The 26,165-nt window shown below is 40.2% G+C and carries 21 protein-coding genes; 17 read left to right on the forward strand and 4 right to left on the reverse strand.

What is annotated here, in order from left to right:
* Positions 1 to 40 precede the first annotated feature (40 nt).
* Both yfbR and JEP36_RS06990 read right to left on the reverse strand, forming a co-directional pair.
* On the reverse strand, positions 41 to 622 hold the full coding sequence (yfbR, locus tag JEP36_RS06985; protein WP_198625793.1) for a 5'-deoxynucleotidase: 582 nt from the start codon (positions 620 to 622) through the stop codon (positions 41 to 43).
* 135 nt (positions 623 to 757) lie between these two features.
* On the reverse strand, positions 758 to 1,972 hold the full coding sequence (locus tag JEP36_RS06990) for a pyridoxal phosphate-dependent aminotransferase (protein WP_100158515.1): 1,215 nt from the start codon (positions 1,970 to 1,972) through the stop codon (positions 758 to 760).
* Positions 1,973 to 2,832: 860 nt separating this feature from the next.
* Here JEP36_RS06990 and hexA point away from each other — a divergent pair.
* The 14 genes from hexA (at position 2,833) to nuoN (ending at position 19,498) form a co-directional block, all read left to right on the forward strand.
* Complete coding sequence (gene hexA, locus JEP36_RS06995; RefSeq protein ID WP_109374122.1) at positions 2,833 to 3,750, forward strand: transcriptional regulator HexA; 918 nt, start codon at positions 2,833 to 2,835, stop codon at positions 3,748 to 3,750.
* Between the two features lie 799 nt (positions 3,751 to 4,549).
* The gene (locus JEP36_RS07000) at positions 4,550 to 5,002 is read left to right on the forward strand and encodes an NADH-quinone oxidoreductase subunit A (RefSeq protein WP_036912633.1); all 453 of its coding nucleotides are present in this window, start codon (positions 4,550 to 4,552) and stop codon (positions 5,000 to 5,002) included.
* A gap of 17 nt (positions 5,003 to 5,019) precedes the next feature.
* Entirely contained in the window at positions 5,020 to 5,694 is a 675-nt protein-coding gene (locus tag JEP36_RS07005; protein ID WP_004243697.1) for a NuoB/complex I 20 kDa subunit family protein, read from the forward strand.
* A gap of 76 nt (positions 5,695 to 5,770) precedes the next feature.
* A complete protein-coding gene (nuoC, locus tag JEP36_RS07010) occupies positions 5,771 to 7,567 on the forward strand; it encodes an NADH-quinone oxidoreductase subunit C/D (protein WP_100158480.1) in 1,797 nt (598 codons plus the stop codon).
* Between the two features lie 2 nt (positions 7,568 to 7,569).
* The gene (gene nuoE, locus JEP36_RS07015) at positions 7,570 to 8,115 is read left to right on the forward strand and encodes an NADH-quinone oxidoreductase subunit NuoE (protein WP_006533305.1); all 546 of its coding nucleotides are present in this window, start codon (positions 7,570 to 7,572) and stop codon (positions 8,113 to 8,115) included.
* Positions 8,112 to 9,476 (forward strand): NADH-quinone oxidoreductase subunit NuoF, encoded by a 1,365-nt coding sequence (nuoF, locus tag JEP36_RS07020; protein WP_023581728.1) that lies wholly within the window; start codon positions 8,112 to 8,114, stop codon positions 9,474 to 9,476. The genes nuoE and nuoF overlap by 4 nt, the downstream gene beginning before the upstream one ends.
* 53 nt (positions 9,477 to 9,529) lie before the next feature.
* On the forward strand, positions 9,530 to 12,262 hold the full coding sequence (gene nuoG, locus JEP36_RS07025) for an NADH-quinone oxidoreductase subunit NuoG (protein WP_198619768.1): 2,733 nt from the start codon (positions 9,530 to 9,532) through the stop codon (positions 12,260 to 12,262).
* On the forward strand, positions 12,262 to 13,239 hold the full coding sequence (nuoH, locus tag JEP36_RS07030) for an NADH-quinone oxidoreductase subunit NuoH (RefSeq protein WP_006533300.1): 978 nt from the start codon (positions 12,262 to 12,264) through the stop codon (positions 13,237 to 13,239). Before nuoG ends, nuoH begins: the two co-directional genes overlap by 1 nt.
* A 14-nt stretch (positions 13,240 to 13,253) precedes the next feature.
* A complete protein-coding gene (gene nuoI, locus JEP36_RS07035; protein ID WP_006533299.1) occupies positions 13,254 to 13,796 on the forward strand; it encodes an NADH-quinone oxidoreductase subunit NuoI in 543 nt (180 codons plus the stop codon).
* Positions 13,797 to 13,808: 12 nt separating this feature from the next.
* Positions 13,809 to 14,342 carry an NADH-quinone oxidoreductase subunit J gene (gene nuoJ, locus JEP36_RS07040; protein WP_109374124.1) on the forward strand — a complete coding sequence of 178 codons (534 nt, stop codon included), beginning with the start codon at positions 13,809 to 13,811 and terminating at the stop codon, positions 14,340 to 14,342.
* Positions 14,339 to 14,641, forward strand: a complete 303-nt coding sequence (gene nuoK / locus JEP36_RS07045; protein WP_099073810.1) for an NADH-quinone oxidoreductase subunit NuoK — start codon at positions 14,339 to 14,341, stop codon at positions 14,639 to 14,641. Before nuoJ ends, nuoK begins: the two co-directional genes overlap by 4 nt.
* Positions 14,638 to 16,473 (forward strand): NADH-quinone oxidoreductase subunit L, encoded by a 1,836-nt coding sequence (gene nuoL / locus JEP36_RS07050; RefSeq protein WP_198619769.1) that lies wholly within the window; start codon positions 14,638 to 14,640, stop codon positions 16,471 to 16,473. The genes nuoK and nuoL overlap by 4 nt, the downstream gene beginning before the upstream one ends.
* A 19-nt stretch (positions 16,474 to 16,492) precedes the next feature.
* Positions 16,493 to 18,022: an NADH-quinone oxidoreductase subunit M gene (gene nuoM / locus JEP36_RS07055; protein ID WP_198619770.1), complete on the forward strand. Its 1,530-nt coding sequence runs from the start codon at positions 16,493 to 16,495 to the stop codon at positions 18,020 to 18,022.
* A 6-nt stretch (positions 18,023 to 18,028) separates the two neighbouring features.
* Complete coding sequence (gene nuoN / locus JEP36_RS07060) at positions 18,029 to 19,498, forward strand: NADH-quinone oxidoreductase subunit NuoN (RefSeq protein WP_198619771.1); 1,470 nt, start codon at positions 18,029 to 18,031, stop codon at positions 19,496 to 19,498.
* Between the two features lie 59 nt (positions 19,499 to 19,557).
* On the opposite strand, the gene JEP36_RS07065 is transcribed toward nuoN, so the two are convergent.
* On the reverse strand, positions 19,558 to 20,601 hold the full coding sequence (locus JEP36_RS07065; protein ID WP_198630026.1) for an alpha-xenorhabdolysin family binary toxin subunit B: 1,044 nt from the start codon (positions 20,599 to 20,601) through the stop codon (positions 19,558 to 19,560).
* Between the two features lie 15 nt (positions 20,602 to 20,616).
* Entirely contained in the window at positions 20,617 to 21,831 is a 1,215-nt protein-coding gene (locus tag JEP36_RS07070) for an alpha-xenorhabdolysin family binary toxin subunit A (RefSeq protein ID WP_198619773.1), read from the reverse strand.
* Between the two features lie 210 nt (positions 21,832 to 22,041).
* Between JEP36_RS07070 and JEP36_RS07075 the strand changes: the two genes are divergently transcribed.
* The 3 genes from JEP36_RS07075 to menH all read left to right on the forward strand — a co-directional run bounded on the left by JEP36_RS07075 (position 22,042) and on the right by menH (position 26,156).
* Positions 22,042 to 23,373, forward strand: coding sequence for an isochorismate synthase (locus JEP36_RS07075; RefSeq protein WP_109374130.1), 1,332 nt, complete (start codon positions 22,042 to 22,044; stop codon positions 23,371 to 23,373).
* Positions 23,374 to 23,719: 346 nt separating this feature from the next.
* Positions 23,720 to 25,414, forward strand: a complete 1,695-nt coding sequence (gene menD, locus JEP36_RS07080) for a 2-succinyl-5-enolpyruvyl-6-hydroxy-3-cyclohexene-1-carboxylic-acid synthase (protein WP_198630027.1) — start codon at positions 23,720 to 23,722, stop codon at positions 25,412 to 25,414.
* Positions 25,389 to 26,156, forward strand: coding sequence for a 2-succinyl-6-hydroxy-2,4-cyclohexadiene-1-carboxylate synthase (gene menH / locus JEP36_RS07085; RefSeq protein ID WP_198619775.1), 768 nt, complete (start codon positions 25,389 to 25,391; stop codon positions 26,154 to 26,156). Before menD ends, menH begins: the two co-directional genes overlap by 26 nt.
* Positions 26,157 to 26,165 lie beyond the last annotated feature (9 nt).

Consider the following 26,165-nt stretch of genomic DNA (forward strand, 5'->3'; position numbering starts at 1 on the left):
CATTAAATTATAGTATCAACTTTAAAGTGAGTGATTATTATCACTCACTAATTTCATCAAGCGATAAACTAAACCCTGGTACAAACACCTTCATAAAATAGTCCATTTCTGGGCTATGTCTTTCTGCTAGGGTCTTTTCTAACCGATTTTTAGCCAGATTAAATTCGCTATTACCGGCTGCTAACTCTTCAAGGCATTTTAAATAAGCACACAGACTATCGGCTTGTTTTACAATAAAGGTTTCTTCCTCGCTATGTAATTGCTCATCAATAAGAGTGCGAAAGTCATCTTGTAATTCTTCGGGTAACATTTCAATTAGTTTTTGCTGCGCGTATTTTTCTATTTTTTTATATTCATGAGCAATTTGAGGATTGTGATATTTAATAGGCGTTGGCATATCGCCAGTGATCACTTCGCTTGCATCATGATACATCGCTTGTAATGCAATTCGTTCGGCATTGACATTGCCATCAAATTTACGATTTTTAATCACCGCTAAGGCATGGGCAACAAAAGCCACTTGTAAACTGTGCTCAGACACATTTTCTTGGCGAATGTTACGCATTAAAGGCCAACGAGTAATGAGTTTTAAGCGAGAAAGGTGGGCAAAAAAGTAACTCATAATATCTCCCAATTGCGTGATTGAAGTGATTATTGTGAGTGGATAATTAACAGATGTAAACGTAAATAAAAAAGAAAATAAAAAAACGCAATATAACTGATTGTTATACTGCGTTTTATTTTGATTTGATAAGTCTTATTGGTGATAACCCACGATAAAACGACCAAATTTTTGAATTGCCATATCTAAATCATCTTCACGAGGAAGGGTAACGATACGGAAATGGTCTGGGTGTGGCCAGTTAAATGCCGTTCCTTGTACTAATAGCACTTTTTCTTGCAACAATAAATCGAGGATCATTTTCTGATCGTCTTTAATACTGTAGCGATTTAAGTCAATTTTAGGGAACATATAAAGAGCACCCATTGGCTTAACGCAAGAAACACCAGGAATTTGATTGATCAGCTCCCAAGCTCGATTACGTTGTTCGTATAAGCGACCTCCCGGAAGGATAAATTCACTAATACTTTGATAGCCGCCTAATGCAGTTTGAATGGCATGTTGCATCGGAACGTTAGCGCATAAACGCATAGACGCTAACATATTCAAGCCTTCAATATAGCTTTTAGCATGTTTTTTAGGGCCGTTTAGTACCATCCAACCTTGACGAAAACCAGCAACACGATAGGTTTTTGATAAACCATTAAAAGTGACGGTTAATAAATCCGGTGCCATTGCAGCAATAGAGTGATGCTCTGCATCATCATAGAGAATTTTATCGTAGATCTCATCTGCAAAGATAATCAGGTCATGCTGACGAGCTATTTCAACGATTTCCATTAGAATATCTTTGCTATATACCGCACCCGTTGGGTTATTTGGGTTGATAATAACAATGCCGCGAGTATTTTTTGTAATTTTACTGCGGATATCATCTAAATCAGGGAACCAACCTTGTTGCTCGTCACACATATAGTGAACGGCATTTCCTCCCGAAAGAGAAACTGCGGCAGTCCATAAAGGATAATCAGGCGCAGGTACTAGCATTTCATCGCCATTATTCAATAAGGCTTGCATTGCTTGTACGATTAACTCGGAAACACCGTTACCAATATAAATGTCTTCAACCGTGATATCACGCATATCACGAGCTTGATAATGCTGCATGATAGCTTTACGCGCCGAAAATAGACCTTTGGAGTCACTATAACCCTGAGAGCTTGGTAGATTGCGGATCACATCTACTAAAATTTCATCAGGTGCTTCAAAGCCAAAAGGTGCTGGGTTACCAATATTGAGTTTTAAAACTTTGTTACCTTCTTCTTCCAGACGTTTTGCTTCTTGCAAAACCGGACCTCTAATGTCGTAACAGACATGTTCGAGTTTGTTTGATTTTTTAATCTGATTCATAGCGCGTTTACCTAATAGGGTCTGACTCGTATCTTTATTGTGATTATGGCGACTTAGCGATATTTATCACCGATTGCTATTCATATAGAAAGATACAAATGAAAAGGCTGTCCCAGCAAATAACTGTTCTATCACTCTACTCTTACGTTACAAACTTTTGAAGATGCTAGGTAATTTTTGGTGTAAAAGGTCAGTTTATTCTTAGAATGTTATTTTGATGACTAATTGTATTGCTTATGGCGGATTTATGTTTCAGTTTTGAAAAATAATCTGGATTATTATTCTATTGAAAGAGGGCTTTTTAGTGTGGTGATTAGAAATAAGTTGATGTGATACACAGGTAGATGAAATGTTGCATAATCAATTATTGAATAATTTTATCGGATTTGTATTATCTGGCTTAATATATTAAATTTTCAAATAATATGGTTAAATCTATTTAATTCTATAGCAATCAATTAGTTTAAGTATAAATTAAATTTAAATCTTAAATTTAATTTATAGGGGAAGATACTTAAATTCGAATGCATAGTTAAGATAATTTAAATTATTTTCAAAATGTTAAAATTTATGAATGAGAAAGCAATATAGTATGATCTAAGTCTAACTTGTGATGACGGTATACAGTTCTTTCTTGTGAATGCTTGAAATGATAATAAAATTTAATTTGTTACAAAAAGATGCAATTCCTTTCCATCTAGGAGGTGTAAACGATAAGAAACAAATGTAAAGTATTCGGTATGTCTTTGCTCTCTTTTTCAGAGTAGAGTACTGTCTGAATCGGAAGTCTTTTTTAGACTTTTGATATAAAACACCAGGTATATGTAATTTAAAAATCAAAAATAAGTGAAGAATAAACAATGATTAATGCAAATCGTCCGATAATGAATCTCGACCTCGATCTGCTTAGAACGTTTGTAGCTGTAGCAGATTTGAACACTTTTGCAGCAGCCGCTGCTGCTGTATGTCGAACCCAATCTGCTGTGAGTCAGCAGATGCAACGTTTAGAGCAATTGGTCGGTAGAGAGCTTTTTGCCCGCCATGGTCGTAATAAACTTTTAACAGAGCATGGCCTACAACTGTTAGGTTATGCTCGTCAAATTCTGCGTGCAAATGATGATGCAACGGCATCATTAACGTATAGCGATGCAGAAGGGGAGCTACGTATTGGTGCTTCTGATGACTCTGTTGATACTTTATTACCGTTTTTATTAAACCGTATCGCATCAGTGTATCCACGTTTAGCTGTTGATGTTCGCATTAAGCGTTCTCAATATATTGAAACAATGCTAGATAATCATGAAATTGATTTAGCATTAACAACAGCACGTATTGGTCATCATCCTCGTACAGCGTTACGTACAGCACCAGTGCTATGGCATTGCGCGCCAGATTTCCAATTACAAATGAATGAGCCTATTCCTTTAGTTGTAATGGATGAAACGAACCCATTCCGTCAATTAGCGATAAACACGTTAGATGATGCTGGGATCCAATGGCGTATTGCTTATGAAGCAGCTTCTTTATCCGCTGTTCGTGCCGCAGTTAATGCAGAAGTGGGTATTACTGCGCGTCCACTTGAAATGCAAAATGCCGATTTACGTATTTTAGGCGAAAGCGAAGGATTACCTCGTTTACCTGAAACACAGTATTGGTTGTATCGTAACTCTGATGAACAAAATGAAGCGGTGTTAACGGTATTCAATGCGATTGAAAACAAGAAAACACCTTATACCGTCACTGCATCTGAAGATATTAGCTCTACTGAACTTGAATAATCACATTAATAATTGTGTGAATTTTTTAGCGTTAGAACACAAAAATTAAAGATTAAAAAAGAGTCAAATAAAACTGGATAGTGATGAATAGTGATAAACGGGAATAGATGCAATTAAGTGCGTTTATTTCCGTTTTTTATTGCCATTTTTTGAAATAGTAACACCTTGTTAATAATTATGTTGTTTTATGTATTTATCTTTGTGACATTTCATCCCAAAACTACCTTAACTGTTTGTTAAAAAAATGTTTACCTTTCCACTTGGTTAATCAGTTGTAGGATTTGTTAACAAATAAAAAGATTGTCTAGGTTTTAAGAGAATAAAAAAGTAAATCTAATCGGATATTTGACCTCCTCCACAATATTAGAAAGTTAATTTGTTAAAATTTGGATAAATTTTAAACTGATTAAGTATTTTTTCGACTATTTTGTGAGTTTGATCAAGAAAATAAGGCACATTTGCCTGTGTTGAGTCAGGTTTTTCCTGAGATACTGGTGTAGTAAAATCGAATTATCGGTTAGACTAAGCGTGTTAGCATAAAGTTTGTCGGTTGACTGACACGTTTTAGCATTAGCCAGTAATTGAGTGTTAAAAATGAGTGTTAAATTTGTTAAATCGCGATGGAAAACTGAGTGATTTGTCGCAAAGTTTTCCAAAAAATAATAAAGGTATAAATAGACTGTTATTATTTCTTTAATTAGCAAGTCTGTTTAATTCGCCTTTTTTTTCGTAATTAGAAATGTGGTGTAAACCGCCGGATAAGAGTTGGTTAATTGACACCACCTTTGATGAGTAAGCAATGAGTATGTCTACAACCACCGAAGTTATCGCCCATCATTGGGCATTTGCTGTCTTCCTCATAGGCGCATTGGGGTTATGTTCGCTCATGTTGTTGGGTGCCCGCTATTTAGGCGGACGCGCACAGGCAAGGGCAAAGCATGTTCCTTATGAATCTGGTCTTGATTCTGTTGGCAGCGCTCGTCTGCGCATGTCAGCTAAATTCTATTTAGTTGCCATGTTTTTCGTTATTTTCGATGTTGAAGCACTGTTTCTTTATGCCTGGGCTGTTTCCGTTCGTGAAGTTGGCTGGTTAGGCTTTATTGAAGCGTCAGTCTTCATCGCTATTTTATTAGCTGGATTATTCTATTTGGTTCGTATAGGCGCATTAGATTGGACGCCTGTTCGCTCTCGTCGTGAAACCGCGAGTAAAAGCCATGTTCGATTAACCAGCGGCAAACATCCGCAGCAGTAATAAGCGAGGCATTAGAAATGGATTATACGCTCACCCGCATAGATCCGAACGGTGAGAATGACCGTTATCCCCTGCAATCACAGGAAATTGTCAGTGACCCATTAGATGCTCACGTTCATCGCAGCGTGTATATGGGAAAACTGGAACATGCGTTGCATGATGTTGTGAACTGGGGACGGAAAAACTCTTTATGGCCATATAACTTTGGTCTTTCCTGTTGTTATGTTGAAATGGTGACGTCATTTACGGCTGTGCATGACGTGGCTCGTTTTGGTTCAGAAGTATTACGTGCATCACCTCGTCAAGCTGACTTTATGGTGGTTGCGGGTACTTGCTTTACTAAAATGGCACCCGTTATTCAACGTTTATACGATCAGATGTTAGAGCCTAAATGGGTTATCTCTATGGGGGCATGTGCAAACTCTGGTGGTATGTACGACATCTACTCAGTAGTGCAAGGTGTTGATAAGTTCATTCCAGTTGATGTGTATATTCCTGGCTGTCCACCACGCCCTGAAGCTTACATGCAAGCACTGATGTTATTACAAGAGTCCATTGGTAAAGAACGTCGTCCATTATCATGGGTTGTCGGCGACCAAGGTGTTTACCGTGCCAATATGCAATCAGAACGAGAAAGAAAACACGGTGAACGTATCGCAGTGAAAAACCTGCGTACTCCTGACGAAATTTAAAGGCTTTTGCCTAAGACGTAACCAGAGCAATGTGTTGCGATCATAGTAACCCTGATCAAAGTTGTGGTGAATAGAAATGACCGATCAGATAGCGCAAAAAGGCGCTCGGCCAGCGTGGGAAACGACCGATCATATTGATGATCAGGTGGTTAATGAACTGCGTCAGAAATTTGGGCCAGATGCGTTTACGTTCCAGCCTACTCGTACTGGCATGCCAGTTGTTTGGGTAAAACGGGAACAACTTATTGAGGTAATGCTATACCTCAAATCTTTACCAAAACCTTATGTCATGCTGTTTGATATGCATGGTTTTGATGAGCGTCTTCGTACGCATCGTCAAGGCTTGCCAGCAGCAGACTTTTCTGTTTTCTATCATCTGATATCAATCGATCGTAATAAAGATATCATGCTGAAAGTCGCATTAAGTGAAAATGATCTTAATGTTCCGACTATCACATCTATCTTCCCTAACTCGAATTGGTATGAGCGTGAAGTCTGGGATATGTTTGGGATTGTCTTTAATGGGCATCCAAATTTACGCCGTATTATGATGCTTCCTGATTGGGAAGGTCATCCGTTGCGTAAAGATTATCCTGCTCGTGCGACAGAGTTCGATCCTTATGTGCTGACAAAGCAGAAACAGGATCTGGAAATGGAATCGCTGACATTCAAACCTGAAGAGTGGGGGATGAAACGCGGTACTGAGAATGAGGACTTTATGTTCTTAAACCTCGGTCCTAACCATCCATCATCTCATGGTGCATTCCGTATTATTCTTCAGCTTGATGGCGAGGAGATCGTCGACTGTGTGCCTGACGTGGGTTATCACCACCGTGGTGCTGAAAAAATGGGTGAGCGCCAATCTTGGCACAGTTATATCCCATACACAGACCGAATTGAATACCTCGGCGGATGCGTTAACGAAATGCCTTATGTACTTGCAGTGGAAAAACTTGCCGGTATTGAAGTGCCTGAACGCGTTAAAGTCATTCGTGTCATGCTGTCTGAGCTATTTCGTATTAATAGCCACTTACTGTATATCAGTACCTTTATCCAAGACGTTGGTGCGATGACACCCGTGTTCTTTGCCTTTACTGACCGTCAAAAAGTTTACAACATCGTTGAAGCAATTACCGGATTCCGTATGCACCCTGCATGGTTCCGTATCGGTGGTGTTGCTCATGACTTACCTCGCGGTTGGGAACGCTTATTACGTGAATTCTTAGATTGGATGCCAAAACGTCTAGATTCTTACGTAAAAGCAGCACTGCAAAACAGTATCTTAAAAGGTCGTACTATTGGTGTTGCCTCATATAATACTAAAGAAGCATTAGATTGGGGTGTCACAGGTGCAGGTCTTCGTGCAACTGGGGTTGAGTTTGACGTGCGTAAATGGCGTCCATATTCAGGTTATGAAAACTTTGAATTTGAAATCCCTGTCGCAAGTAATGGTGACTGTTATGACCGCGTAATGCTGAAAGTAGAAGAACTACGCCAAAGCTTACGTATTCTGGAACAGTGCTATAAAAATATGCCAGAAGGGCCATTTAAAGCAGACCATCCACTGACAACGCCTCCACCAAAAGAGCGTACATTACAGCATATCGAAACCATGATTAACCACTTCCTACAGGTTTCATGGGGTCCTGTTATGCCTGCTAATGAATCATTCCAGATGGTTGAAGCCACGAAAGGGATCAACAGCTATTACTTAACCAGTGATGGCAGCACAATGAGCTACCGTACCCGTATTCGTACGCCAAGTTTTGCTCACTTGCAGCAAATCCCCGCAGTTATCCGCGGTAGTCTGGTTTCTGACTTGATTGTGTATCTGGGAAGTATTGATTTTGTAATGTCGGATGTGGATCGTTAATCATGCAAAATGAATTAAACCAAAAAGATGATGCTGTGCAGATCGAAATCGTTGATGTAACACATTCAAAGAAAGCAACGTTTGTTTTAACTGAAGAAGAACGTGCTGAAATTGAGCAAGAAAAACATCATTACGAAGATCCGCGAGCAGCCTCTATTGAAGCACTGAAAATTGTGCAAAAGAACCGTGGTTGGGTTGAAGACGGCGCAATTTATGCGATTGCGGATGTTCTTGGGATCCCTGCAAGCGATGTTGAAGGCGTTGCGACGTTCTATAGCCAAATTTTCCGTCAACCCGTTGGCCGTCACATCATTCGTTTTTGTGACAGCGTGGTTTGTCATATTACAGGTTATCAAGGCATTCAAGCAGCGATTGAAAAGCACCTTAATATCATTCCTGGTCAAACTACACCAGATGGTCGCTTTACGTTACTGCCAACCTGCTGTTTAGGTAATTGTGATAAAGGTCCTACTATGATGGTAGATGACGATACTCACAGCTTTGTTAAACCTGAAGAGATTGAAACGTTACTGGAGCAGTATCCATGACAGCAATTTCAGGAGCAAAACCGATTATTCGTAGCGCAGAAACGCATCCGCTAACGTGGCGCTTACGTGATGATCGTCAGCCTGTATGGCTGGATGAATACCGTGCTACAAACGGTTATAAAGCGGCAGAAAAAGCATTAAAAGGGATGTCACCGACTGAGGTGACCACTGAAGTTAAAGATGCTGGCCTAAAAGGTCGTGGTGGTGCTGGATTCTCAACAGGCTTGAAATGGAGCCTGATGCCAAAAGATGAAAGCATGAATATCCGTTACATCCTTTGTAACGCAGATGAAATGGAGCCGGGTACTTATAAAGACCGTCTCTTAATGGAAGAACTTCCACATCTGTTAATTGAAGGGATGATTATCGGCGCTCACGCACTAAAAGCTTACCGTGGCTATATTTTCCTTCGTGGCGAATATATTGAAGCGGCTAAGAATCTGCGCCATGCTATTGAAGAAGCAAAAGCAGCAGGCTTTCTGGGTAAAAACATCTTTGGTTCAGGCATTGATTTTGAACTGTTTGTTCACACGGGTGCAGGTCGTTACATCTGTGGTGAAGAGACAGCATTAATCAACTCATTAGAAGGTCGTCGTGCTAACCCGCGCTCTAAACCTCCATTCCCTGCAACATCAGGTGCATGGGGTAAACCAACTTGTGTCAATAACGTTGAAACACTGTGTAATGTGCCTGCGATTATTGAACACGGCAAAGATTGGTATATCGGCTTAAGTGAAGGTAAAAGCCCAGATGCGGGTACTAAATTAATGGGATTCTCAGGTCGCGTGAAATATCCGGGCTTATGGGAATTACCATTTGGTACAACAGCGCGCGAGATCCTTGAAGATTACGCAGGGGGTATGCGTGATGGTCTTAAGCTAAAAGCATGGCAACCGGGTGGTGCAGGTACTGACTTCTTAACAGAAGATCACCTCGATCTTCCAATGGATTTTGGCACGATTGCAAAAGCAGGTAGCCGTTTAGGTACAGCACTTGCAATGGCGGTAGATAATGAAATTAATATGGTTTCATTAACCCGTAACTTAGAAGAGTTCTTTGCTCGTGAATCTTGTGGCTGGTGTACACCTTGTCGTGATGGCTTGCCATGGAGTGTCGAAATCTTACGTGCGATAGAAAACGGTAAAGGTCGCCCTGGTGATATCGAAACCCTTGAACATTTATGTCGTTCTTTAAGTCCGGGACACACATTCTGTGCTCACGCACCGGGTGCAGTAGAACCTTTACAAAGCGCCATTAAATATTTCCGTGAAGAATTTGAGGCTGGCATTATTCAAGAAGATTATACCAATGCCAACTTGATCAGAGGTATTCAGCCTAACTTACTGAAAAGCCGCTGGTAATTTTTCACGACACATTCTAGGTTTAACGCCTGCTGTGCAGGCCTTTGGGAAGCATGCTGACTATGGCTACGATTCATGTAGACGGCAAAGAATATGAAGTTAACGGGGCTGATAACCTGTTAGAAGCCTGTCTTAATTTAGGCTTAGATATTCCTTATTTTTGCTGGCATCCAGCGCTGGGAAGCGTTGGCGCTTGCCGCCAGTGTGCGGTTAAGCAGTATCAAAATGCTGAGGATACCCGCGGTCGTTTAGTGATGTCTTGTATGACACCTGCGACTGATGGCACGTTTATCTCTATCGATGACGAAGAAGCGAAGAAATTCCGCGAAAGCGTTGTTGAATGGTATATGACAAACCATCCTCATGACTGTCCAGTTTGTGAAGAAGGCGGTAACTGCCACCTTCAAGATATGACGGTAATGACAGGTCACACTATGCGTCGCTATCGCTTTACTAAGCGTACACATAGAAACCAAGACTTGGGACCGTTTATTTCTCACGAAATGAACCGTTGTATTGCTTGTTACCGCTGTGTTCGTTACTACAAAGATTATGCTGATGGTACTGATCTTGGTGTCTTTGGTGCACATAACAACGTATTTTTTGGACGCGTTGAAGATGGCACATTAGAGAGCGAATTCTCAGGTAACTTGGTTGAAATTTGTCCGACGGGTGTTTTCACCGATAAAACCCACTCATCTCGTTATAACCGCAAATGGGATATGCAGTTTGCACCAAGCATTTGTCAGGGTTGTAGCATGGGTTGTAACATCAGCCCTGGTGAACGTTATGGTGAATTACGTCGTATCGAAAACCGTTATAACGGGACTGTAAACCGCTATTTCCTTTGTGACCGTGGTCGTTTTGGCTATGGCTATGTGAATTTAGCAAGCAGACCTCGTCAGCCTAAAAAACGTTTAGGCAGTAACTGGTTAGAAATTAACGCTGTTCAAGCGACTCAAGCAGCTGCGGATATGCTGAAGAAAAGTCAGCGTATCGTGGGTATTGGTTCCCCGCGTGCAAGCATTGAAAGTAACTTCGCATTACGTGAAGTTGTTGGCGCTGAAAACTTCTATAGCGGTATCTCTGCATCAGAGCAAAAACGTCTGACCTTAATGTTAGATATTTTACAAAAAGGTGGCGTTCATACTCCATCTCTGCGTGAAATTGAAGATTACGATGCCGTTTTAGTGTTAGGTGAAGATTTAACACAAACTGGTGCTCGTATGGCATTGTCTGTACGTCAGGCCGTGAAAGGTAAAGCGCGTGAAATGGCGGCAGCTCAAAAAGTGGCTGACTGGCAAATTGCTGCGATTATGAATATCGGGCAACGTGCAAAATACCCACTGTTTGTCACTCATGTTGATGAAACTCGCCTCGATGATGTTGCTGCGTGGAGTTATCGCGCACCCGTTGTTGATCAAGCGCGTTTAGGCTTTGCGATTGCGAATAACATTAACGGTGATGCACCAGCTGTTGATGGTATTGATGAAGCGCTGAATAAACACATCGAAATGGTTGTTCAAGCACTTTCTCAAGCCAAGAAACCATTAATTATCAGTGGTAGCCATGCGGGTAGCGAAGACGTTATCAAAGCAGCCGCTAACATTGCTTTTGCATTAAAAGCAAAAGGTAATGAAGTAGGGCTTTCTTTCGTTGCTGATGATGCAAACAGCATGGGTCTTGCCATGATGAATGCACAGCCACTTGATGACGCATTAAAAATGATGCGTAGTGGTCAAGTTAACACCGTTGTTGTCATGGAAAACGATTTATATCGTCATTTTGATGCCGACGTGATTGATGATGCGATTGCTAAAGTAGATAACTTAATTGTCATCGACCACCAGCAAACTGACATTATGGCGAAAGCACATCTTGTTCTCCCAGCTTCTTCATTCGCTGAAAGTGATGGAACAATGGTGAGTCAAGAAGGCAGAGCACAACGTTATTTCCAAGTTTTCGAACCTTCTTTCTATAACAAAGAAGTGGTGATGCATGAAAGCTGGCGTTGGTTGAGTGCGGTTGATTCACAATGGCATGAAAGAACACTGGATTGGACACAGTTAGACAATGTGATTGAACATTGTGCGACGAGTCTTCCTCAGTTTGCTGGCATTGTTGATGCGGCACCAAATGCGTCATTCCGTATTCGTGGACAAAAACTGGCTCGTGAACCACATCGTTATAGTGGTCGTACATCTATGCTGGCGAATGTGTCTGTTCATGAACAGCGTCAACCAAAAGATATCGACACCCCATTTGCGTTCTCAATGGAAGGTAATAACAGCCCAACAGCACCTCGTCAGCAAATTCCATTTGCATGGGCGCCGGGTTGGAACTCACCTCAAGCATGGAATAAATTCCAAGCAGAAGTGGGTGGCAGCTTACGCTTTGGCGATCCAGGTGTGCGTTTAATTGAATGTGGTGATAATACACTTGGCTACTTCACTGATATTCCTGCGCCATTTAATGCACAGAAAAATCAATGGACTGTCGCACCTTGCTACCGTTTATTTGGTAGTGAAGAGTTATCACAACGCGCTGAAGTTATCCAATCTCGTATGGAAACCGCTTATTTAACATTGAGTGAATCTGATGCCCAAGCATTAGCGTTAACTCAAGGTCAGCAAGCTATGTTTACTTACGAAGGCCGTGAATTCACCTTACCTGTGAAAATCAGTGCTCACCTGACTCAAGGTCAAATTGGCTTGCCGTTAGGTATGGCAGGTATTTCTCCATCGCTGGTGGGTGTATCGGTTCGTCAACTGCGGGGTATTGCATAATGAGCTGGTTATCTCCTGAAGTTACAGAGATTTTACTCACCGTATTAAAAGCCGTTGTGATCTTGCTTGTTGTGGTCACTTGTGGTGCTTTTATGAGTATGGGGGAACGCCGTTTACTGGGTTTATTCCAAAACCGTTATGGGCCTAACCGTGTAGGTTATGCAGGTTCAGCACAGCTAATTGCGGATATGATCAAAATGTTCTTTAAAGAGGACTGGATCCCGAAATTTGCTGACCGCTTTATCTTCACCATTGCACCAGTAATTGCGTTTTCATCTTTACTGCTGTCATTTGCGATTGTACCTGTTAGCTCAACATGGGTTGTTGCTGACTTGAACATCGGTATTTTGTTCTTCTTGATGGTTGCAGGTATTGCGGTGTATGCCGTGTTATTTGCAGGATGGTCAAGTAATAACAAATATTCACTGTTAGGTGCAATGCGTGCATCAGCACAAACCGTAAGTTATGAAGTGTTCTTAGGACTTTCAATCTTAGGTGTTGTTGCACAAGCGGGCTCTTTTAACCTGACTGACATCGTAAACTCACAAGCAAATATGTGGAATGTCATCCCACAATTCTTTGGCTTTATTACGTTTGCGATTGCTGGGGTTGCTGTTTGTCATCGTCATCCATTTGACCAACCAGAAGCTGAGCAAGAGCTGGCTGATGGTTATCACATTGAATATTCTGGTATGAAATTCGGTTTATTCTTTGTTGGTGAATATATCGGTATCGTTGCGGTATCGGGTCTTATCGTGACGTTATTCTTTGGTGGTTGGCAAGGGCCTTTCTTACCATCATTCATTTGGTTTGCACTGAAAACAGGGTTCTTCATGATGATGTTTATCCTTATTCGTGCATCGTTACCGCGTCCGCGCTACGACCAAGTGATGTCTTTTGGTTGGAAAATTTGCTTACCGTTAACGCTTATCAATCTGCTGGTCACTGCTGCAGTGATACTTTACAACGCTCAATAAGGGGTGATTGAACCATGACTTTAAAAGAGTTATTGACTGGTTTCGGCACCCAGGTACGAAGCATTTGGATGATTGGCTTACATGCCTTCGCCAAACGTGAAACACAGATGTACCCGGAAGAACCTGTCAATGTTGCACCACGTTATCGTGGACGAATTGTGTTGACTCGTGATCCTGATGGTGAAGAACGCTGTGTTGCTTGTAACTTGTGTGCAGCAGTCTGTCCAGTTGGCTGTATTTCATTACAGAAAGCAGAACATGAAGATGGTCGTTGGTATCCGGAGTTTTTCCGTATCAACTTTTCTCGCTGTATTTTCTGCGGTTTATGTGAAGAAGCTTGCCCAACAACGGCGTTACAATTAACGCCTGATTTTGAAATGGGTGAGTTTAAGCGTCAGGATTTGGTTTATGAAAAAGACGATCTGTTGATTTCAGGGCCAGGCAAATATCCTGAATATAACTTTTACCGTAAAACAGGTATGGCGATTAACGGCAAAGATAAAGGTGATGCGGATGATGAAGCTAAACCTATCGATGTCAAAAGCCTGTTACCGTAAGGAGCGATATTCATGGAATTTGCATTTTACATCGCGGGGCTGATTGCCATCCTTGCAACATTGAGAGTGATCACTCATACCAATCCTGTACACGCTTTATTGTACTTAGTGATTTCATTGATTGCGCTCTCTGTGGTTTTCTTCTCGTTAGGCGCCTATTTTGCTGGTGCATTAGAAATCATTGTTTACGCTGGCGCCATTATGGTGTTATTCGTTTTCGTGGTGATGATGCTCAACTTAGGTAAATCCGTTGTTGATCAAGAGAAAAAGTGGCTACAACCGAAGTTTTGGATTGGGCCTGCGCTTTTATCTCTGACGCTATTAGTCGTGTTAATTTACGCCATTAGTAGTGTCACTCACGGCGAAATTGCTGGAGAAGTGATTGGCGCGAAAGAGGTCGGTATTAGCTTATTTGGGCCTTATATTCTGGCTGTTGAGTTAGCATCTGTTCTCTTATTGTCTGGATTGATTGTTGCTTACCACATTGGTCGTGATAAGAGCCATGACGATCTCGTCGAAAACGAAAACGCAGGGGAGCAAAAATGATACCTCTTCAACATGGTTTGATCTTGGCTGCGGTACTGTTTGTGTTAGGTTTTACCTGCTTAGTACTTCGCCGCAACCTGTTGTTTATGTTGATCGGACTAGAAATTATGATTAATGCAGCTGCACTGGCATTTGTTGTCGGTGGTAGCTTTTGGGGTCAAACAGATGGTCAGATAATGTATATCATGGCAATCAGTTTGGCGGCGGCAGAGGCAAGTATTGGTCTGGCATTGTTGTTACAGCTTCATAGACATCGCCAAAACATCAATATTGATACAGTCAGTGAGATGCGCGGATGAATATACTCTATTTAACCATTCTGCTACCACTGCTGGGATTTTTACTGCTCGCTTTCTCGCATGGTCGTTGGTCTGAAAACGTATCAGCATGGATTGGTACAGGTTCTGTTGGTCTATCTGCCCTTGTTGCACTTTGGGCAGGTATGGATTTCTTTGCTAATGGGCAAGAAACGTATGTTCTGACTTTATGGAACTGGATGTCAGCAGGGAATTTCAATATTCCGTTTACACTGGTTCTTGATGGTCTTTCATTAACCATGCTGGGTGTGATTACCGGTGTTGGCTTCCTTATTCATATGTATGCATCTTGGTATATGCGTGGCGAAGAAGGGTATTCTCGCTTCTTTGCTTATACCAACTTATTTATCGCAAGTATGGTTGTCTTAGTACTGGCTGATAATATGATGCTGATGTATATGGGGTGGGAAGGGGTTGGTCTATGTAGTTACCTGCTAATTGGTTTCTATTATAGCAATCCTGCTAATGGCGCCGCTGCGATGAAAGCGTTTATCGTAACGCGTATCGGTGATGTGTTCTTAGCTATCGGTATGTTTATCCTATTTGACCAATTAGGTACATTGAGCTTCCGTGAAATGGCAGTACTTGCTCCTGAGCAATTAGCAGTAGGATCAAGCGTCATTAACTGGGCAATGTTAATGGTATTAGGCGGTGCAGTCGGTAAATCAGCACAGCTTCCATTACAAACATGGTTAGCGGATGCGATGGCAGGCCCTACACCAGTATCTGCATTAATCCACGCCGCAACGATGGTTACGGCAGGTGTATATTTGGTTGCACGTAGTAACGCGCTATTCTTAATGGCACCTGAAGTACTTGAATTAGTCGGTATTATTGGTGCAGTCACATTAGTGTTAGCGGGCTTTGCGGCTTTAGTACAAACCGATATCAAACGTATTCTTGCTTATTCAACCATGAGCCAAATTGGTTATATGTTCTTGGCTTTAGGCGCTCAAGCATGGGATGCGGCAATTTTCCACTTAATGACTCACGCTTTCTTTAAAGCATTACTGTTCTTATCTGCAGGCTCTGTGATTGTTGCCTGCCACCACGAACAGAATATCTTTAAGATGGGCGGATTACGTAAGAAGATCCCATTTGTTTACGCCTGTTTCCTAATTGGTGGTGGCGCATTAGCGGCATTACCACTGTTAACAGCAGGGTTCTTCAGTAAAGATGAAATCTTATGGGGTGCGTATTCAAACGGGCATTTTAACTTAATGCTTGCAGGTTTAGTTGGTGCGTTATTTACGTCACTTTATACCTTCCGTTTGATTTTCATCGTATTCCATGGTGAAACCAAAACCGAAGCACACCAAGTTAAAGGGTTTACACATACTTTCCCATTAGCGGTATTAGCACTGTTATCAACATTTATCGGTGCGTTAATTACTCAACCGTTAGGTGCTGTTTTCCCTGAAGGAAGCGCATCGCATGAGGGTAAATATGTATTAGAAGCGCTTTCTGGTGTGGTAGCGATAGTAGGCGTTGCCATTGCAGCATGGTTATACCTGAAACAGCGTCAATGTGTTTCTAAGGTTGCTAATACTCGTACAGGTCGTTTCTTCTCAACATGGTGGTTCCATGCTTGGGGATTCGATGCACTGTATGAAGTGCTGTTTGTCAAACCTTATAAAGGGGCGGCGTGGCTTATCCAAAATGATCCTGTTAACCAATTCTTTAATCTATTCGGTTGCCTGCTTAAAGGCACCAATAAAGGGTTAAGTTTCAGTGAGAATGGATTGGCACGTTGGTATGCGGCTTCTCTCGGTTTAGGTGCAGTGCTGGTTATCGCTCTGCTGCTTCTGGTTTAATTAAGGGACACATTGCGCCATGTTATTACCCTGGCTAATACTTATTCCCTTCATCGGTGGCCTGCTAAGTTGGCAGGCTGAACGAATCGGCTCGCAAGTCCCTCGCTGGGTTGCGTTGCTGACGATGGGATTAACACTCGTTATTTCTGTGCAACTTTGGTTGCAAGGCGATTATCAACTACTTAGTGCTGATGGAGCACCACGTTGGACAGAGTTTTTCTTTGTGCCGTGGATCCCTGCTTTAGGGATTAATATCCAATTTGCACTTGATGGTATGTCATTGCTGATGACTGTATTAACTGCGATTTTAGGTATCTTAGCGGTACTTTCATCGTGGAATGAAAATCAGCCATCACAAGGTGCTTTCCATTTTAACCTGCTGTGGATTTTAGCTGGTGTGATGGGGGTATTTTTAGCGACTGACCTGTTTTTATTCTTCTTCTTCTGGGAAATGATGTTGATCCCAATGTATTTCCTGATTTCTTTATGGGGACACAAAGGAAGTAGTGATAAAAAACACGTTAGTGCAGCAACAAAATTCTTTATCTATACACAGGCAAGTGGTCTGTTAATGTTGCTGGCCATTATCGGTCTTGCGGTTGCGTTCTACCGTGAAACGGGTATTTGGACGTTTAATTATGACACCTTATTACAAGCACATACGGTATTAGGCTCTGAACTGCAATTTATTCTGATGTTAGGTTTCTTCGCGGCATTTGCAGTAAAAATGCCTATCGTACCTGTACATGGCTGGTTAGCGGATGCTCACGCAGAAGCACCAACAGCAGGCTCTGTTGACTTATCAGGTATTTTGCTAAAAACAGCGGCTTACGGTCTATTACGTTTTAACTTACCACTCTTTCCTGAAGCGTCAGCGTTGCTGGCACCTGTGGCGATGTGGTTAGGTTTAATTACCGTATTCTATGCAGCACTGTTAGCCTTCCGTCAGACTGATATCAAACGTCTTGCGGCTTACAGTAGTATTTCTCACATGGGCTTTATCGTGATTGCGATTTATGCCGGCTCTGTATTGGCTTACCAAGGTGCGATTATTCAAATGATCACCAACGGTTTGTCAGCTGCGGGTTTATTTATCATGTGTGGCATGCTGTATGAGCGTTTAGGTACGCGTGATATGAACCAAATGGGTGGATTGTGGAAAAGCATCCGTTTCTTACCTGCGTTTTCACTGTTCTTTGCGGTTGCCTCTTTAGGTATGCCAGGAACAGGTAACTTCGTGGGTGAGTTTATGATCCTGTTTGGTACTTATGGTAACTTTAAGCTGATCACCATTATTTCGGTCTTTGGTTTAGTCTTTGCTTCTGTCTACGCGCTGTGGATGATGCAACAGGCTTACTATGGTTCACCGAAAACAGCTGAAAGAACCTATAAAGGGTTAGATCTGAGAGAATTCTTTATCCTGATCACATTGGTTGTTTTACTGGTTATTTTGGGCTTCTTCCCACAACCTGTATTAGACACATCAATATCAGCGATGGAAAATCTCCAGACTTGGTATTCCGCTTCTATTTCAACAGTAAGGCCGTAATTCGCCATGACAATAACTCCTGAACAATTGATCGCAATGCTACCGCTATTGATCGTCGGATTGACGGTGGTGGTTGTGATGCTGTCCATTGCATGGCGACGCGATCATTTTACCATTGCCACTTTGACAGCTACGGGTTTCATCATTGCGCTGGGCTCGCTCTATTACGTTAATGCATTAGGCGTAGTGGACGTGACCACGCTTTACCACGTTGATGGATACTCAAGCTTCTTTACTGCACTAGTGATCCTTTCTGGTATTGGCACTATTGCTTTTGCTTATCCTTGGTTAGAAGGCTATCAAGATAACAAAGAAGAGTTTTACTTGCTGATTGCGATTGCGGTAGTCGGAGGGATTTTACTCTCGTCTGCTCATCACTTCGCATCGATGTTTATTGGTATTGAATTACTGACATTACCGCTGTTTGGTCTTATCGGTTACGCATTCCAACAACGTCCATCACTGGAAGCAGGTATCAAATATATGCTGCTGTCTGCGGCAGCCTCTTCTTTCTTACTATTTGGTATGGCACTTCTTTATGCAGAAGCAGGGGGGCTCTCCTTTGCTGCAATGGGACAAAGTTTAAGTGATAGCAATATCCATAAACCATTAGTACTTGCAGGTTTAGGTATGATGTTAGTGGGAATTGGATTTAAATTATCTTTATTCCCATTCCAATTATGGACACCCGATGTTTACCAAGGTGCGCCAGCACCAACGGGCGCGTTCTTAGCGACGGCAAGTAAGATTGGTATTTTTGCTGTTGTTATGCGTTTATTCCTTGAAGCGCCAGCTGCGGATAGTGAAACCTTACGAATGATCTTAGGTTTCATGGCAATTGCCTCTATCTTGTTTGGTAACATCATGGCATTAACGCAAAAGAGCGTAAAACGCTTATTGGGTTACTCTTCCGTATCACACCTTGGTTATCTACTCGTGGCATTAATTGTGCTGCAATACAGCCCTGTATTAGCACAAGAAACCGCTGAAATTTATTTAGCTGGTTACTTGTTTGCAAGTCTCGGGGCGTTTGGTGCTATTGCAGTAGCGTCAAGTCCTTATCGTGAAAGCGAAATGGATTCACTGGAAGATTACCGCGGATTATTCTGGCGCCGTCCTGTTGTGGCTGTGGTGATGTCACTGATGATGCTATCACTGGCAGGTGTACCAATTACATTAGGTTTCATTGGTAAACTGTATGTCATCATTGCGGGCATTAGCTCAAGCTTATGGTGGTTAACAGGTATGGTTGTGTTAGGTAGTGCGATTGGCTTATTCTACTACCTACGTGCTGCGGCTATTGTCTTTTTACGCAAACCAGACAATGACAACACTCCTGCGATTTCTACAACATCACAAAATATGGCAACATTTGTTGCGTTAATCTGTGCAGTTGTTGTGATTGCCTTAGGTGTATGGCCACAACCACTGATTGAATTAACGAATTTTGCGATTATTGCACCCGCAATCAACTAATCGTAATAACGTATCGTTAAATAATAAAACGGCTCTTTTATAGAGCCGTTTTTTAATTATTATTGATAAATATTTATTTTGTCTGCGCTCTCATAATATAAAGAGAAATCATCTAAAAATGAGAAGATAGGAATAATAATCTCTTCATTTAATAAGCTGTTATTTTCTAATGTTGATATTTTTAAGGCTATTTCCCGCCAACTTTCAGATAGAAATGTTAACTGTTTAATCAATATATGAAGAAAGTAATCAATATCCATAATATTATAATGATGTTTCATATTTAATAATATTTTTTGCTGCTTAGCTTTTAATTGATGAAGGCTCTTTATTTGTGATAAATAAAGCGAAGTAAGTTGATGCCGAGTTTCAACAACTTTACTATAAGAAAATCCAGAGTCTAACGTAGAAAATAAATTACTCAGTATTTTTACCAGTGAAGATAAAACATTTTTTTCTTGTGTTTCAATATTAAGATCTTCAATTTGTTGTTGCTGAGGAAGTTTGTTTTTGAACAGATCGAAAAAATTTCTTTTATGTAAGATATCTTCACTATCACGTATGATATCTAACTCATTTTTTGTTGTTTCGGAGGCGCTTTCTAAGATAATAATCTCTTCTGAACAGATTTTAATATCATTTTCTTTATTATAGATAAAAGGTATTACTTTATTTGTGAGGGATTTATTTTTTAATTTATTGATTTCAATTGAAAGTGAATGAGTATGTTCATTTATCATTTTCTCTATTTCATTTATTTCATTTGAAAATATATTGATTATTTCTTTTCTTTTTTTTTCTAATTTATTTTTTATTTCATTATCAAGATTTCCTGTTTTTATCTCATTGTCAATTTCATTTATTGTTTTAAAAATATCATTAAATAAACTTTGCCTTAATCTGCTTTTTAAACTCAGTGAAAAATAAATAATGCGTTCAATATTTTTATTGTTTATTTCTAATAGATTATTGACTTCTCCCTCAAGTGTACTATCTAGATAACATTTACTATTACTTAAAGAGAGAATATTTCTGTGCGCATGAAATAATTGATTATGTTTAAAACATTCTTCTAAATTGACGGGTTTTTCATTATGACTCATAACAATGTCCTTTTGTTAATCTTTAGATGAATAAAATGTAGAAAGAGCATCATCAAAAGAGAGTAAGATCTCCTTTGAGTAACCAATGACCATATACCAAGGCGCGATAATCTTTTCTAAGTAAATACTAAATTTAATCAGCTCTAATGCACTGTTAATTTTATTAAAATGTGTTATTGATGCTTCTATTTCTGTTAAGATGGCTTGCCATACATATTCAATATGTTCTAACGCCATATTTGTATCTTCGATAAATAGTTCTATTTCAGATAATTCAATATAGAGTGTATTTAAATGCAAAGATAAGCCTTCATAGATATCGATGTCAGCATTGATTTTTTTCACCTTTTGAATAAGTTCATTTTTCTTTTTACGTATGACTTCGGCTTTTGCCCCGAATATTCCACCTGTGATAATAACACCAATAACACCTATTGCTAGCCCTGTAAATGCAAGACCAACATAGTGTTTATATTCATCTTTGAGTATTTCTATTTCTTCAACGAGTAAATCTCGTTCTTCAATAAGTGAACGACTATTATCTGTATAAAACTCATTAATAAATCTTTTCTTGTTAAGAATGTCGTGATAAATAGAATGATGATTAACATTCTGGCTATCTTTGCCTCCCATTATTTTACTTCTAAAGGTAGATAAGCTGTCTTTTATTTTTATGGTCTTATCACGTTCATTTTCAATATCCTCTTTCATACTTTCTAATATATGAATTAATTGTGTTGAAACTTCTTTATCTTGAGATGTGTATCGAATATTTTTTAACTCTTGCTCAGAAATGTCATTAATAATAGTAGATATTTTAGTTAATAAAGGCATTTGACTAATAAATAAAATGACACTTTCACCTGTAGAAGTGATTTCTCTACCCATTATTTCTAAATCAATTGCTTGTTGCTTTATTGCATATTCAATTTGATTCCATTCAAATGCATGCTCCCGTATTTGAATGAACAGAGACAAAATATTATCAGGAGAGAGTTGTGATTCATTTATTTTACTGTAATGAATAAATTTGATGACATCATCTATTTTGTAAGGAAGAGAAAGTGCTTTATTAACATAAGACTTTATTTTTATTAAATCATGAGATGTCACAATACCCGGTAATCGACCATTTTCGATATCTATTCCTAATATTAAACCGAGTGCAACTTTAGGTATATCGGAGGTCTCAATGATTTTATCGACATGTTCATAGATGGTTGTATCCATATAACCTCACTTATGTATGAAAATTTTTATCTTTACCACTTTATCTAATGAAGATGTGTTGGTTATTTCAGAAGTGCGAGTTAATGCTTCTACTTTGTAACATGAAAAATACAAAACTTTGATAAATGACAAAGGTTATAATTAATCAGCCCTTTGATAATTCGTATAGAGACGTATAATCTCCTTTTTAATTAGTTGTGGGTATTTGGAGTGGAAAAGGTTAATCCTGTGTTTTCGACACTGTACGAAAAAGTTAAAAATATAAATCTGACAGCACAAGGTAATCTTTTACATTTGAAAGTCACCTTGCCAGCAGAGGTTTCATTTTCATTGCTCTCATGGCTTGCTGCGCAGTCGTATTATCCTCAATTTTATTGGCAGCATCGTGATGAACATGAAGAAGTGGCAGCCTGTGGACAATTACGCTGTTTCAATCATATTCAAGATGCACACCAATTTTTAGCTGTGCACCAATCGGATCCCTGTATTGATGATGTACGTATTTGGGGCTTAAATGCATGGGATACTATTATTCCTGGTCGTATTGATGAAAAAAATGGCGATGATGCCTACCTTTTTCTGCCACGGATTGAAATTCGACGCCACCAGCAACAGCTTTCCGTTCATCTAAATATGTTGAATGAAGGTGATAAACAAAGCACCTTAGATTTTCTGCAAACCTTAAATCAAGCGCTGGATATTGAGCCGCTTGCTGTTTCTGTGGTTTCGGTGAATCACTCCTTAACGCAAGCTCAGTGGGTCGATTATCTCACTCTTGCATTAGATGAAATACGTCAAAATCATTTTGAAAAAGTGGTACCTGCGAGAGCAACTTGCTTGACGTTGGATAATCCGCTAAAAGCGATTCAATTTATGAAAGCAAGTCGTGATGTTAATCATCACTGCTATCATTATATGCTGGCTTTTTCGCCTTCTGATGCATTTATGGGGTCAACCCCAGAACGATTATATAAACGTGATGAGTTAATGCTGTATACCGAAGCGTTAGCAGGAACGGCTGCCAGCTCTGACAATGAACAGCAAGCGACAGAATTTGCAGATTGGCTGATGAATGACAAAAAAAATCAACATGAAAATCTGGTGGTGGTTGATGATATTTGTCAGCGATTACAAGGAGGTGTTGAAGGTATTGATGTTTCAGCAGCGGATGTGATCCGACTCCGTAAAGTGCAACATCTTCGTCGTTATATACATGGGAAACTGATTGATTCTGATGATATTGACTGTTTAAAACGACTTCAACCTACCGCCGCAGTATGTGGTTTACCTCGTAGTATTGCTCGCGCTTTTATTCGTCAACATGAACCTTTTGAGCGCCGTTGGTATGCGGGTTCAGCAGGATATTTAGGATTACCACACACAGAATTTGCAGTAAGTCTACGTTGTGGTGAACTGCATGATGATACTCTGACACTTTATGCAGGTGCAGGTGTTGTTGCTGGTTCAGATCCGTTACAAGAATGGACTGAAATTGAGAATAAAGCGGCGGGTTTGCGTACATTGCTAGAAAAAGAAAATTAATTTATTACAGATAACCTCAAATTTATTAAATAGCATCATTAAAACCATCAAAATTTGATGGTTTTATTTTAAGCGCATTTTTAGTGCTACTTTTCAATTAACTATTGCGATTTGTTAACTAATTGATGCTATTCTTTAAGCCACTTGTGCTATTTATTCTTATTCTTAACGATAAAAAGAGTTCATTGAAAATAGAGTGGATGATTAGCCTAAATAATGCACTCTTTGAGTGTTTCTTTAACGATTTATTTAACGAAAACGACTGTTCATTGAACTAGGCTAAAGAAAAGTATTTAGGAACAGATATTATAATAGCAATTGCAGGTTTTCGTTGTTGGGATGATCAATGTCTAATAGTTCGTTTAATCGCCAATGGGCTAAAGTTATACTCGAAGCTTTGACTCGTCATGGTTTACGCCATATCTGTATTGCACCTGGATCTCGTTCGACACCTTTAACACTAGCCGCAGCCGCAAATCATAAATTAACCTGTCATACGCATTTTGATGAGCGTGGATTGGGGCATTTAGCATTAGGGCTTGCAAAAGCATCGAAAGAACCGGTTGCTGTTATTGTGACATCGGGTACCGCGGTGGCTAACCTATATCCCGCTTTAATTGAAGCAGGATTAACGGGTGAACGAGTGATCTTTTTAACCGCAGATAGACCGCCAGAATTAATTGATTGTGGTGCGAATCAAGCAATTCGTCAGCAAGGTATTTTTGCAACTCATCCTTCAAAAACACTCTCTTTACCACGACCGACAACTGATATTCCCGCAAGTTGGTTAGTTTCTACACTTGATAATGCGATGAATACATTGGTTCATGGCGCATTACACGTTAATTGCCCTTTTGCTGAACCGTTATATGGTGATGATGTTGAAACATCTACGCCGTGGACTGAGGCATTAGGCCATTGGTGGCAAAGTGATAAGCCGTGGTTACAAGAATCCCTTTTTACCTCTGTATCGACGCATCCTCAATGGGATGTTATACGTCAGAAAAAAGGAGTGGTTATCGCAGGACGTATTAGCCCAGAAGAAGGTGTCGAAGTTGCAAAATGGGCATCTCAATTAGGTTGGCCTTTATTGGGTGATGTTTTATCACAAACGGGGCAACCGTTACCTTGTGCCGATTTATGGTTGAATAATCCACAGATAAAATCAGAATTAAATAAGGCTGAAATCGTTATTCAATTTGGTTCAAGTTTAACAGGTAAACGCTTATTACAATGGCAAGTCGGGTGCTCTCCAAAAACGTATTGGATCATTGATCCTATTCCGGGGCGCTTAGACCCTGGTCATCATCAAGGTGAGAAATTTACGTTATCACCGATGCAGTGGTTAACGGCACATTCTGCGGTTGATAATTCACCGTGGACTAATGTATTAACTAATATAGCCAAACAAACCTATAAAAAAGCCAGTGAAATAACCGATTATTTTGGTGAAGCACAGGTTGCGCACCAATTAGATAAATTACTTCCTAATGATGGACAATTATTTGTTGGCAATAGTCTGATAGTACGATTAATCGATGCATTTGCTCAGTTACCACAAGGTTATCCTGTGATGAGCAATCGAGGCGCAAGTGGTATTGATGGCTTAATTTCAACATCTGCGGGTGTTCATCGTGCAACAGAAAAGCCAACATTAACAATATTGGGTGATTTATCTGCACTGTATGATTTAAATAGTTTAGCGTTGCATCAACAAGTTTATGCGCCTAATGTTATTATCGTAGTGAATAATAACGGTGGGCAAATATTTTCAATGCTACCAACGCCAGAGGCAGAGCGAGAACGCTTTTACTGTATGCCTCATTCACTAAATTTCAAACACGCAGCTGCAATGTTTGGTTTGCATTATGTATCACCAACAAGTTGGGATGCACTGTTAACGACAGTTCAGAAATGCTGGGTAGGGGCGCCAATAACGACATTAATTGAATTAATTGTTGATGATACCGATGGTGCAAAAACATTAAATCAGCTGGTAAAACAGGTAACATCTCATGACTTTAGCATGTCAGCGATATAATACCCATAATGAAGGGCCTTGGTTAGTTTGGTTGCATGGGCTATTAGGTGAGGGTTGTGAATGGGAGCCTGTCATTCAAGCTTGCCATGAATATCCATCACTTGTGATTGATTTGCCTCGTCATGGTGATTCTGCTTCTATCAGCGTGAAAAATTTTGTTGAAGTGAGTACGTTGCTGACAGATACACTAAAAGAGCAAGGTGTTGACCACTATTGGCTAATTGGTTATTCGTTAGGTGGCAGGATTTCGATGTATCATGCGTGTTTTGGTGATACTACGGGATTAATGGGGTTGATTGTAGAAGGTGGAAATCCAGGTTTATATGATGCAACGGAAAGACAAAATCGCATTGCACATGATAAACGCTGGGCTGAGCGTTTCCGTAATGAACCTATCAGTGACGTATTGACACAGTGGTATCAGCAACCCGTATTTGCCGATCTTAGTGATGAGAAACGCCAATTACTCGTTGAAAAACGTTGTCGTAACGCTGGTTTTTGTATTGCAGAAAGTTTAGAAACGCTTTCTTTAGGCAATCAACCTTGGCTTGTCACAGAGTTGCAGCAACTCACATTGCCGTTTATTTGGCTTTGTGGTGAAAAAGATAATAAATTTCAATCTATTGCGCAGCAGTATTCGCTGCCATTAACGACTATCCCGCAAGCTGGTCATAATGCCCATCAGGCACAGCCTGTTGCTTACGCTGCGGTGATAAATCATGTTTTATCCCTCTTTGGTTAAAGGAACCTA

Source organism: Proteus sp. PR00208 (genome assembly GCF_016238545.1).
GTDB lineage: Bacteria > Pseudomonadota > Gammaproteobacteria > Enterobacterales > Enterobacteriaceae > Proteus.